Origin of the sequence: Stenotrophomonas sp. AR029, assembly GCF_047520695.2 — a bacterium.
GTDB classification, from domain to species: Bacteria; Pseudomonadota; Gammaproteobacteria; order Xanthomonadales; family Xanthomonadaceae; genus Stenotrophomonas; species Stenotrophomonas sepilia.
Genome location: NZ_JAXBQQ020000001.1, coordinates 26,063 through 37,502, shown reverse-complemented (window position 1 = coordinate 37,502; position 11,440 = coordinate 26,063). Strand labels below are relative to the sequence as shown.

Sequence of the window (11,440 nt, the reverse complement as noted above, 5' to 3'; positions counted from 1 at the left end):
TTAACGCGCGGGGCCCCCAACGGGCGCCCCCCACCCGGCATGGCCCGTTGCTACCCGGGGATGCCCCTGGTTACGGGCGCACCGGCAGCGCCACCGGGCGCAGCGGCGCGGCATCGCCACCGCGGATCTTCAGCGGGCCGCCGATGAAGGCGAATTCGTAGACCTTGTCGCGGGCCAGTTCGTCCAGCGCCACCAGCTCGATGATCGGCGCACCCTGCTGAGCCAGCAGGTAGGTGTGCAGCGGCACGTAGTCGTCGGACACCTCCGAAGGGAAGGTCTCGAAGCTGAGGTTGTCGGCGCCGACGATCATCGCGCCGCCGTCCTCGACCAGGAAGCGTGCCGCGTCCAGGCCCATGCCCGGCGGGTTGGCCATGTAGGCCCTGGGCTGCTCGAACAGGCGCATGCGGCCGGTGCGGATCAGCACCACGTCACCCTGCTGCAGTTTCACCTTCTGGCGTGCCAGCGCATCCTTCAGGTCCTGGCGGGTGACGCGGTAGCTGTCCGGCAGCATGTCCACGCCCTTGGCGCCGGCCACGTCGATCAGCACGCCACGCGCGATCAGCGGCGGGAATTTCTCGATGCCGGTGACATTCCAGCCGCGGTCGCCGAGGTGCTTGTCGGCCTCGAAGCCGTTCCAGATCTTCCCGTGGATGCCGAAGTGGTTCAGCGCATCGATGTGGGTGCCGGTGTGGCTGTACATCGAGAACGCGGTGCCGGTGTAGCTGCGGGTGAGGTTCATGGCCTCGCCCACGCCCATCGGATCGTCCATCACTGTGCCGCGCGGGGTGTGGGTCATCCAGAACTGGTAGTGCGGGTCGCCGGCATCCTGCCAGCTGGGCATGCCGACGTAGTAGTCGGTGGCCAGGTCATAGGCCTTGCCGCCGCTGACCCGCGACAGGATCGCCGCACGCGAGGCTTCGGTGATCAGGTTGAGGCGGCCGATCTCGTCCTTCGGCCCCCACGGGCTGGTGCCGACCTGCTGGCCGGAGGGAACGCGTTCGTGCGCGGACACGGTGGTGGACGCGGCGGTGGCGGCCAGCAGCAGGGCCAGCGCGGTGGACAGGGTACGTGGGGTCATGGGGAAATCTCCTTGCAGGGTGGGGGAGGGGGCGGCTCAGGCCGCGACCAGGGGCGCCAGGGCCTGGCGCAGGTGTGGGAGCGGCAGGGTCTGCAGGCGCAGGCCGTTGCCGCCGATCACGGTGGGGATGGAGCGGATGCCGAGCGCGGCAGCTTCGGCGCGATCGGCCTGCACGCGCTGGCGCACCGCGTCGCTGCGCATGTGGTCAGCGAAGGCGCCACGTGGATGGCCCAGCGATTCGGCAATATCCAGCAGCACTTCGGCATCGCCGATGTTGCGGTGCTGGTGCAGGTGCGCCCATTGCACCGCGTCGAACATCGCGCCATGGGCATCATTGCCACCGATCAGCCCTGCGGTCTGGCAGGCCAGTGCGCCGAGCCAGCCGGACGGATACTCGAAGTCCTGTGCGCGCATGCCTTCGATATCGATGCGCGCGATGTCTTCATGCGCGGCGCAGTCGGTCCAGTGGCGCAGGATGATCGCCTTGGCGCGCGCCATCGAGCCGAACACCTCGACCATCTGCGCGCGCGAGTCCTGCAGCACGAAGCTGCGGTGGCGCACCTGGATGCCGAGTTCGGCGGAGACCTGCTGCAGGCGCGGGGCCAGCACGAAGCACCAGCCGCAGACCACGTCGTGGAAGAAATCGACCACCGGCGCTGCGGTGGCGGGGGAAGGAACGGGAGACATCTGCCTGCCATCGGTGAGAGGAGAGGCGGCAGAGTAGGCAGCGCGGCGTGGCCGAAACAGCACGCTGCGGACAGCTCAGTTTTCGCTGGCAGTTACGAATCCAGGCCGGCGCAGCCGGGCAGCTCGGCGTGCAGGAAGTCGATGAAGGCACGCACCTTGGGCTGCAGGTGGCGCGAGGTGGGGTAGACCGCATGCACGAAGCGCGGCGGATAGCGGTGGTCGGGCAGCACCTGCTGCAGTTCGCCCCGCGCCAATGCCGGCGCGGCCAGGAACGAAGGCAGGGCGCCGATGCCCATGCCCGCCACCAGCAGGTCACGCAGCAGCAGGCTGTTGTTGACGGTCACGCGTGCCGGAAGGGTGATCGTCACCTGGCCATCCGGACCGAGCAGCGGCCAACTGCCCGGTGAGTCGGACAGGCTGTAGGCCAGCACGCTATGGGCCTGCAGATCCCCTACTGCCTGCGGTGCCGGATGCTGCCGCAGGTAGGAGGGCGCCGCGCACAGCACCTGCTGCAGCGAGGCCAGCCGGCGTGCCACCAAGCGTGAATCATCCAGCTCGGCACGCAGCCGCAGCGACACATCGAAACCCTCACCGACTGCATCGAGCAGGCGATCTTCCATCACCAGGTCCAGCGACAACTGTGGATGCTGCTGCAGGAAGCGCGGCAGCAGCGGCGACAGCGTGCTCAGTGCGAATGACTGCGGCGCGTTCACGCGCAGGCGCCCGGCCACCTCGCCGCGCTGTTCGGCGATGCCGCGTTCCAGCGCTTCCAGCTCGTCGAGCAGGCGGCAGCATTCGCGGTAATAGGCGTGGCCGGTTTCGGTCAGGCTCATGCGCCGCGTGGTCCGCTGCAGCAGCACCACGCCCAGATGCGTTTCCAGCGTGCGCAACTGCTTGCTCAGGCCGGCCGGCGACATGCCCAGGTCTTCGGCGGCACGAGCGAGCCCGCCGCGTTCGACGATGCGGCGGAAGGCGCGCATCAGGTTGAAGGAGTCCATGCCGGTCCCGGGCGCGATGAGAGCGTCATTGTAGATCCACGCCATGCGTGGATGTGGGAAGCGTGGTGCCCGCAGGGTTGCGCCGTTTGTTCAAGCCAGCAACCCACACGCCACGCCAGCATGCAGGCCCCTCACTTCCCGGGTTGCCCATGAAGCACTGGATGCTCCGCCTGTATGCCCCGCTGTTCCTGCTTGGATTCGTCGCCACTGCCGTCGTCTGGGTGGGCCACTGCCATGGCGATCCGTTGTGGCTGCTGGCCCTGCTGGCGATCGCCATTGCGGTTTCGTTCGTCGCCGAGCGCGCCTGGCCGTATGACCCTGCGTTCAACCGTGACCACGGCGACCGTGTGCGTGACGCCCTGCACGCGCTGGTCAACGAAGGCCTGAACCTGTTGTCGATCGCGGCGGTGCCGCTGCTGGCGGCGATCATTCCGTGGCAGTTGTGGCCGCTGCAGTGGCCGTTCGCACTGCAGCTACTGGTGGCGATCATCGCTGCCGATCTCGGCATCACCCTGGTGCACTACGCCAGCCATCGCATCGGCTGGCTATGGCGCCTGCATGCCGTGCATCACAGCGTGACCCGCATGTATGGCTTCAACGGGCTGATGAAACACCCACTGCACCAGGCCGCCGAAGCGGTGGGCGGCGTGCTGCCGCTGCTGCTGTTGGGCCTGCCGATGCCGGTGGCGGCGGTGCTGGCGTTTGCCATCGCCATCCAGCTGCTGCTGCAGCACTCCAACGTGGACATGCGCCCGGGTGTGCTGGGCCGGGTGATGGCGTGGGCACCGCTGCATCGCTTCCATCACATACGTTACGGCACCGCCGGTGACGTGAACTTCGGCCTGTTCCTGACCGTCTGGGATCACCTGCTGGGGACCGCCTTCGATGCGCCGGGCTATCGACTGCAGCAACGCGACCTCGGCATCGGCAGCCAACCTGACTATCCACGCGATTACGCGGGGCAGCTGCTGGCGCCGTTTCGTGAACTGCCGCATGGCGAGGTGCCGGAGCTGCCCGAAGGCCTGCGCAGGCGTGGGTGATCGGCCGTGTCAGGTCGCGCGCAACTGCAGGCCCTGCAGCTGTGCGGCACCGATGCCGAACATGCGGCGCAGGCTGCGCGAGAGATGGGCCAGGTCGGCGAAGCCGGCGGCATGCGCGCTGGCGGTCAGACTGTGCCCCTGCAGGTGGTGCGCGAGCGCGGTACGCAAACGCTGCCACAGCACCCAGCCGCGCAGGGTCACCGCCAGGTCGGACTGGAAACGCCGGTGCAGCTGGCTGGTCGACAGGTGCGCGGCTCCGGCGATGTCGGCAGCCGGCACCGGGCCAGGCAGGTAGTGGCTGATGCGGGCCAGCGCCGCCTCTACCCGCCGGTCCAGTGGCTGCGCGCGGCTCAGCCGTGGCAGCCAGCGGTGCAGCCCGGCCGCAGTGCCGGGCAGCGAGTGCAGGTGCTGCTGGATCTGTTCGAGGTCGGCATGCGCCGGCTCAAGGAACACCGTGCAGCCCGCGTCCGGTGCCGACAGGATCGCGTGCGGCCGGAACGACGGCACCCACAGCCGTTGGCCCTGCTGGCGCACACCGTCGATCTCGACGTGCCAGGGAGTGGCTTCGCTCAACAGCAGCTGATGGGCATAGTGCGCGTGTACATCGCTGTCACCGGCACGCCCCTGCAACACGGCCACGTGAGCATCCAGCAGCAGCGTGCCATTCCAGGGCAGGGCGGGGGAGGGCATGGAGGGATTGTAGATCCACACCATGCGTGGATGAATCTCCATCGAAATCGAGTAATTCGACGATTGATCGAAGAGCATCCACGCATGGCGTGGATCTACTGCAGATTGCGACGAACTGTCGAAGGCGGGGTGGGTCCGGTTGCGGGGGCGTGAGCGCCATGGATGGCGCGACCGAGCCTCCAGGGACGGATTCACGGCGTCCCCCGCAACCGGACCCACCCCGCCATCCCACAGGAAGCCCGCTTTTGCTTCGGCTGTTGCTTCTGAGGTTGCCGGCCAGCGGCCGGCACTACCGCGGGGGCCGGGCGCAGCCTGGCCGTTCGCCCCCTCACCGCCCCTGCGGATCCGGCCGGTGATGCACGTACTCGACCACCGTGCCATCGGGATGCACCGCATTGAACGCCGCCCCGGTCGGGACCACCTGCAACGGGAAGATGATCTCGGCGCCGGCGGCAACCAGTTTGTCGTGATAAGGCCGAACGTCATCGACCAGCAGTGTCCCCGTGGTCGAGGTGAACGGCGCCAGCGCCGCCTCGCTGCCCTCGATCAACAGGAACGCACCGACCATGGCCAGGCGCAGCCCGGCCTCCGGAAACGGAAAGCCCGCATCGGCCACCACGCCCTGCAGCTGCTCGTAGAAGGACACGCTGCGTTCCAGCTCACCGGGGGCCACGAACACCCGGATCAGCACGCGCGGTGCGCGCTGGCTGGAGGTATCGCAGCGGTCGCGCCAGAGATGGTCGAAGTCGCGGTGGACGGTCATGGGCTCGGTTCGTGGCCAGGGACCTTCATTATCGGCAGCCTCGCACGGCGCGCTGATGACCGCCGGTGATGGCCTGATAACTGCAGGCTGGGATCGCCCCTGTGACTTAGGTCCTGTTGACAGGTGTGAACGCCCTCGCACAATCTTCACAGGATTGGGTCGCCCTGCGCGGCCCGGGCAGGCAGGTTGTCACGGCGGGAGGAGGGTCCCGCGCGCAGACCGGCCCGTCCTTCGGCCTGCGGGAGGTTGCCTGGCAACCCCTGCGCGGCATGAACGCTGCACCCTTCGGCGGCACTTTCCCTGGACCGATTGCCTTGGCAACGGAATTACGCCCGTCGATGAAAACGTTTACAAAGCAGCTTGTACTGTCCCTGGCCCTGTCCGCTGCACTGGCCGCTCCGGCCTGGGCCGACCCTGCCGCGTTCACCGTGCTGACCCTGGAACAGGCCCCGACCGCCGAGGCGATGCCGGCCCTGGCCGCCCAGCTGAAGACCCTGCAGGTGGACGCGGTGAGCGTGCGCCAGGTGCAGCGCGGCATCGGCCAGGTCGATCCGCTGCAGGTGCTGGCCGACGGACTGGGTTACGAATACCGCTTCATTGCCGCGGGCAGGGATGATGGCCAGACCCAGCGCGGCCAGGCCGTACTGACCCGGCTGCCGATCGCCGCTGAATCCGGCCCGGACCAGCCGGGCCTGAACTACCTGCGCCTGGACGATGGCCGCCACACCGTGGCGGTCTATACCGATGCCGGTGCAGGTGCCGCGCAGCTGCCAGCGCTGGTCACCCGTTCGCGGCTGGGTGCACCGGCGGTGCTGCTCGGCGCGGTGGCCGGTGAATCGGCCAAGGCCGCCGGCTTCGATCCGGCGCGTGTGGCGCTGGAAGCCGATGCCAGCTATTTCAGCGATGGTTTCCAGGCCGCCAGCAGCGCGCCGTTCAAGGTGGAAGGCAGCGCCTTGCGCGCCACCCTGCTGACACTGGCCTATGCCGCCGACACGCATGGCGACAGGCCGTGGATGGACACCACCCTCAACGCCGATGCGCGCGCCGCGCTGCTGCTGAAGGCGATGACCGAGGATGAGAAGTTCCAGATGCTGCACAGCTACTTCGGGCTGGGCAAGGATGGTGGCCCACTGCCGGAAGGCGCGGTCGGTTCGGCCGGTTTCGTGCCGGGCGTGGCGCGGCTGGGCATTCCGTCGCAGCAGTCGGCCGATGCCGGTGTCGGCGTGACCAATCCGGGCGGCATCCGCCCGGGTGATTTCGCCACGGCGATGCCATCGGGCCCATCCACCGCGTCCAGCTGGAACCGCGAAGTGGCTTTCGCCGGTGGCGCGACCATGGGCCGCGAGGCATGGCAGCAGCGCTTCAACATCCTGCTGTCGGGCAGCGTCAACCTGCAGCGCGATCCACGCAACGGCCGCAACTTCGAATATGCCGGTGAAGATCCGCTGCTGGCCGGTTCGATGGTCGGCGCGCTGATCCAGGGCGTGCAGAGCCAGCACGTGATCTCCTCGATGAAGCACTTCGCGCTGAACGACATGGAGACCCGCCGCAACTTCCACGACGTGCGCATCGGCGAGCAGGCCATGCACGAGTCGGACCTGCTGGCGTTCGAGATCGCGCTGGAAGCCGGCCGCCCGGGCGTGGCGATGTGCTCGTACAACAAGATCAACGGCACCTACGGCTGCGAGAACGGCTACCTGATGAACCAGGTGCTGAAGCAGGAATGGAAGTTCCCCGGTTTCGTGATGTCCGACTGGGGCGGCGTGCACAGCGGTTCGAAGGCGGCGCTGGCCGGCCTGGACCAGCAGTCGGCCGGTGAAGTGTTCGACGCAGCGGTGTTCTTCGACGAACCGCTGCGTCTGGCCGTGCATGGCGGCGTGGTGCCGCAGGCGCGCCTGAATGACATGGTCACGCGCATCCTGCGCACGATGTTCCTGCACGGCAACTTCGACAACCCGCCGCAGCACCAGAAGGTGGATGCCGAGGCCGGCTTCGCCGTGGCCCAGCGCACGGTGGAAGAGGGCAGCGTGCTGCTGCGCAATGAAGGCAACCTGCTGCCGCTGGCCGACAGCGTGAAGCGCATTGTCATCATCGGTGGCCACGCCGACAAGGGCGTGATCGGTGGCGGTGGTTCGTCGATGGTGGGCGTGACCGCCAAGGGCACCAACGCGGTGCCGGGCGTACTGCCGACCACCTGGCCGGGCCCGGTGATCTTCCACCCGTCCTCGCCGCTGGAATCGCTGCGTGCGGCGCGCCCTGACGCAACCATCGAGTATGTGGACGGGACCAATGCCGCCGCTGCGGCCAGGGCCGCCGCGCAGGCCGATGTGGCCATTGTGTTTGCCACGCAGTGGGCCGCCGAATCGGTGGACCTGCCGGACATGCAGCTGCCGGACAACCAGGACGCACTGATCTCGGCGGTGGCCGCGGCAAACCCGAAGACCGTGCTGGTGCTGGAAACCAACGGCCCGGTGCGCACCCCTTGGCTGGGGCAGGTGCCAGCGATGCTGCAGGCCTGGTACCCGGGCATCCGCGGCGGCGAAGGCATCGCCGCGCTGCTGACCGGTCAAGTCAATCCGTCGGGCCGCCTGCCGGTGACCTGGGTGACGGACGAATCGCAGCTGCCGCGCCCGCATATCGATGGCCTCGGCTTCAAGCCGGCCAAGCCGTTCGGTGATGTGTTCGATTTCGATATCGAAGGCGCCAACGTCGGCTACAAGTGGATGGCGGTCAAGGGCCTGACCCCGACCTTCGCCTTTGGTCATGGCCTGTCCTACACCTCGTTCGCCTATGACAACCTGAAGGTGAGCGTGGAAGGCTCGCGCCTGGTCGCCAGCGTCGATATCCGCAATACCGGCAAGCGCGCCGGCGCCGATGTGGCCCAGCTGTACCTGAAGCTGCCGGCAGGCAGCACCACGCCGATCCGCCTGATCGGCTACGACAAGGTGAACCTGCAGCCGGGCGAACAGCGCCGCATCCGCATCGAAGCCGAGCCGAAGACCCTGGCCCACTACGATGCACAGGCGCGCCAGTGGAAGATCGACGGTGGCACCTACCAGGTGCAGCTGGCGCGCAATGCCGCCGAGCCGCTGCAGACCGTGGACGTGCAGCTGGTGGAGCAGGTGCTGCGCTGATGCCTGACGACACGGCCCGCACAGGGCCGTGTCTGAAAAAGGGGACGGAGGGGATTAAGTCGTTTATGCATAAACGACTTAATCCCCTCCGTCCCCTTTTTATGTGGCGAACCGGTCGCGCAGGAAATCAATCAGCTGCCGTACCTTCGGTGAGGGCTGCGTGCTGTGCGGGTAGACCGCGTAGACACTCTGCTGCGGGAAGCGGTGCTGGCGCAGCACCGGGCGCAGCCGGTCCTGGGCCAGGTCGTCCTCGATCAGCCAGCGTGGCAGCACGGTGACCCCGGCGCCGGCCAGGGCGAACGCGCGCAGGCTGCTGGCACCATCCACGCGTACCACCGCGTTGCCCGGGTTGGTGGCAAACAGGGCGCCGCTGCCATCAGGCGCGATCACCGGCACATCGGCCAGGCGCGGATAGCCCAGGCGGGGCAGGGTGCCCAGCTGTGCCGGGTCATCGGCAGCCTCGGCAGAGGGCAGACGCGCCAGCAGCGAGGGAGCGGCCACCGCGCACAGTGGGTGGCGCTCCAATTCACTGGCGTGAAGGCCCGAATCCGGCAGGCGGCCGAGGCGGATCGCCAGGTCGAAGCGTTCGGGAATGAGGTCCGCTGGCGCTGGAGAAGTTGATAGGTGCAGCTGCAGGGCCGGGTGCTGCGCGCGGAACGCCTCCAACGCGGGAATCAGGCGTAGCTGGGCGTACTCCGGTGTGGTGGTCAGGCGCAGCACGCCCTGCAGCTGGTGCTGGTCGCGGCGCGCGGCATCGATCGCCGCCTGCGCAGCATCCAATGCCTGCACGCAATGTTGCAGGAACTGCTCGCCGGCCTCGGTCAGGGCCAAGTGGCGGGTGCTGCGCAACAGCAGGGTCACGCCCAGCTCCTGCTCCAGCCGCTTCAGGTTGAAGCTGACCACCGCGCGGCTGAGGCCGAGCCGATCGGCCGCAGCGGTCAGGCTGCCGGCTTCGACCACGGCACGGAAAATATCGAAGCGATCGAGGCTGACCACGGCGATTCATTGTCAAAACAGTTTTGACAGTGTCGCAGGTGCTGTCGTGTTTTTCCAACAACCCCCCGGGCGGCATGCTGATGGCTTCTCTGTTGGAGCGCCGCCGATGCCGTCCCCCCGCCTGCGCCATGAGGCGATTTTCCTGCTGGTATTCGCCCTGGATCTGGTCAACATGTTCATCGCCACGGTGGCCTATCCGGCATTGGCAGCGGAGCTGCACGCCGACGTCAGCACCCTGGCCTGGGTCGGCACGGCGTACATGCTGGGCCTGAGCGTGGTGATTCCGCTGGCGCCGTGGCTGGCCGCGCGCTGTGGCGAGCGTCGCTTGCTGCTGGTGGCGTTGCTGTTGTTCGCGGTTGCCGCTGCGCTGGCAGGTTCCGCATCGGGGATCGGCTGGCTGCTCGGATGGCGCCTGCTGCAGGGGTTGGCCGGCGGTCTGCTGATTCCCGTGGCGCAAGCCGCGGCGTACCGGCAATGCACGGCCGGGCAACGTGGCGCGCTGACCCGTCGCATCCTGCTGGTGGCGCTTCTGGTGCCGGCCCTGGCACCGGCACTGGGCGGGCTGCTGGTGCAGTGGCTGTCCTGGCGCGGCGTGCTCTGGGCCAGCCTGCCATTGGCGGTGGTGGCCATCGGTCTGGTGCTGGCCTGGATGCCGGCCGACTGCGCGCGCAGTGCGCCGCGCCTGCAGGCCTATGCCCTGTCCACCGCGATGCTGGCGCTGGGCGCGCTGCTGCTGGCGCTGACCTGGCTGGGCGAATCGGGACATCGCGGTGCAGGTGCCGTGTTGCTGCTGGCCGCGCTGTTGCTGGCGGCGACGCACCTTCGGCATGCACGTCGGCAGGCGCAGCCACTGCTGCGCTGGTCGTTGCTGTCCCATCGCGGGCTGCGGCTGGCGATGCTGGTGTATCTCGCCGTACCCGGTGTGTTCATCGGCAGCCAACTGGTCAGTACCCTGCAATTGCACCACGCCGGTTACAGCGCGGCACGCATCGGCGCGCTGATGCTGCCCTGGGCGCTGGCTGCGGCCATCGCGATCATGGCCAGCAAGCGCCTGCTGGCTCGCTTCGGTCCGGCTGCGGTACTGCACGCCGGCATGCTCCTGCAGGCCGGCGGCCTGTTGTTGATGGCGCTGCTGCCGCAGCCGGCCTTCGTGCTGGCCGGATTGTTGTTCGCGCTGATGGGCGCCGGCGGCAGCCTGTGCAGCAGCACCGCGCAGACGCTGGCCTTCCATGGCGTGGAAGGTGAGGCGTTGGGCGATGCCAGTGCACTCTGGAACCTCAACCGCCAGCTCAGCTTCTGCCTCGGCACCGCCGCCATCGCACTGCTGCTGGCATTGGCCATGCAATGGCTGCCGGCACGCGCCACCAGCGTGGCGCTGGGTTTGGCCGCTGCAATGACGCTGCTGCCGATGGCGCTGCTGCGCCGTTCGCAATCGATCTCTCTTTCCCAACCCGAGACAATGCAATGACGATGACCGCAGAGAACGAGTTCCATGATCTGATCGCCAAGCTGCAGGCCTGGTTCCGTGCGGAAGCAGCCGCCAGTACGCTGGATGCGCTGATGGATCATTTCTGCACCGACTTCAGCATGGTCGGTATTGCTGGGCAGCGCCTGGACCGCGAAGCACTGGCCGGCATGTTCGCTGGCGGCCACGGTGCCCGCCCGGGCCTGTGTATCGAAATCGATGCCCTGCAGTTCATTGCGGTGCCGGCACCGTTGGCAATGCTGCGCTACCGTGAAGGGCAGGGCGTTGCTGAAGGTGGGATGGCCTGGCGTGAAGCACTGGCCGTGCTGCGGCAGGAAGACGGCCGTTGGCGTTGGCTGGCGTTGCATGAAGTAACGGCAGCCTGATCGGGTAGTGCCGGCCGCTGGCCGGCAACTTCATGATCCTGGGGCGCGTTACGCGGTTGCCGGCCAGCGGCCGGCACTACCTTTCGCCGACGAGCGCAGCGGCACCGCAGGCACATGTGCCATCAGTCCTGCCCGCATCCACCGAAGAATGCAAAGCCTGCGCACACTTCACGGCGCCAGGCAGGAGTAGGCTTGGGGCTTTC

Annotated in this window: 10 protein-coding genes; 4 read left to right on the top strand and 6 right to left on the bottom strand. The window is 67.9% G+C overall.

Annotated elements, in window-relative coordinates; all coding sequences use genetic code 11:
* Window positions 1–70: 70 nt before the first annotated feature.
* From ACM0PB_RS00165 to ACM0PB_RS00155, 3 genes are all read right to left on the bottom strand, one after another.
* The gene (locus ACM0PB_RS00165; RefSeq protein WP_065196109.1) at window positions 71–1,078 is read right to left on the bottom strand and encodes a cyclase family protein; all 1,008 of its coding nucleotides are present in this window, start codon (window positions 1,076–1,078) and stop codon (window positions 71–73) included.
* 36 nt (window positions 1,079–1,114) lie between these two features.
* Window positions 1,115–1,765 carry a DsbA family oxidoreductase gene (locus ACM0PB_RS00160; protein ID WP_053499638.1) on the bottom strand — a complete coding sequence of 217 codons (651 nt, stop codon included), beginning with the start codon at window positions 1,763–1,765 and terminating at the stop codon, window positions 1,115–1,117.
* A 92-nt stretch (window positions 1,766–1,857) separates the two neighbouring features.
* Window positions 1,858–2,808, bottom strand: coding sequence for a LysR family transcriptional regulator (locus ACM0PB_RS00155; protein WP_176556926.1), 951 nt, complete (start codon window positions 2,806–2,808; stop codon window positions 1,858–1,860).
* 116 nt (window positions 2,809–2,924) lie between these two features.
* Here ACM0PB_RS00155 and ACM0PB_RS00150 point away from each other — a divergent pair, with 116 nt between their 5' ends.
* On the top strand, window positions 2,925–3,803 hold the full coding sequence (locus tag ACM0PB_RS00150) for a sterol desaturase family protein (RefSeq protein WP_231114011.1): 879 nt from the start codon (window positions 2,925–2,927) through the stop codon (window positions 3,801–3,803).
* Between the two features lie 9 nt (window positions 3,804–3,812).
* On the opposite strand, the gene ACM0PB_RS00145 is transcribed toward ACM0PB_RS00150, so the two are convergent.
* Window positions 3,813–4,517, bottom strand: coding sequence for an AraC family transcriptional regulator (locus ACM0PB_RS00145; protein ID WP_065178503.1), 705 nt, complete (start codon window positions 4,515–4,517; stop codon window positions 3,813–3,815).
* 304 nt (window positions 4,518–4,821) lie between these two features.
* Window positions 4,822–5,256: a VOC family protein gene (locus ACM0PB_RS00140; RefSeq protein WP_005417059.1), complete on the bottom strand. Its 435-nt coding sequence runs from the start codon at window positions 5,254–5,256 to the stop codon at window positions 4,822–4,824.
* Between the two features lie 338 nt (window positions 5,257–5,594).
* Between ACM0PB_RS00140 and ACM0PB_RS00135 the strand changes: the two genes are divergently transcribed.
* Entirely contained in the window at window positions 5,595–8,390 is a 2,796-nt protein-coding gene (locus tag ACM0PB_RS00135; protein WP_081275781.1) for a beta-glucosidase family protein, read from the top strand.
* A 99-nt stretch (window positions 8,391–8,489) separates the two neighbouring features.
* Here ACM0PB_RS00135 and ACM0PB_RS00130 read toward each other — a convergent pair whose 3' ends face one another.
* A complete protein-coding gene (locus tag ACM0PB_RS00130; RefSeq protein ID WP_065178502.1) occupies window positions 8,490–9,386 on the bottom strand; it encodes a LysR family transcriptional regulator in 897 nt (298 codons plus the stop codon).
* Window positions 9,387–9,492: 106 nt separating this feature from the next.
* Between ACM0PB_RS00130 and ACM0PB_RS00125 the strand changes: the two genes are divergently transcribed.
* Window positions 9,493–10,854 (top strand): MFS transporter, encoded by a 1,362-nt coding sequence (locus tag ACM0PB_RS00125; RefSeq protein ID WP_164230361.1) that lies wholly within the window; start codon window positions 9,493–9,495, stop codon window positions 10,852–10,854.
* Entirely contained in the window at window positions 10,851–11,237 is a 387-nt protein-coding gene (locus ACM0PB_RS00120) for a DUF4440 domain-containing protein (RefSeq protein ID WP_005417047.1), read from the top strand. The genes ACM0PB_RS00125 and ACM0PB_RS00120 overlap by 4 nt, the downstream gene beginning before the upstream one ends.
* Window positions 11,238–11,440 lie beyond the last annotated feature (203 nt).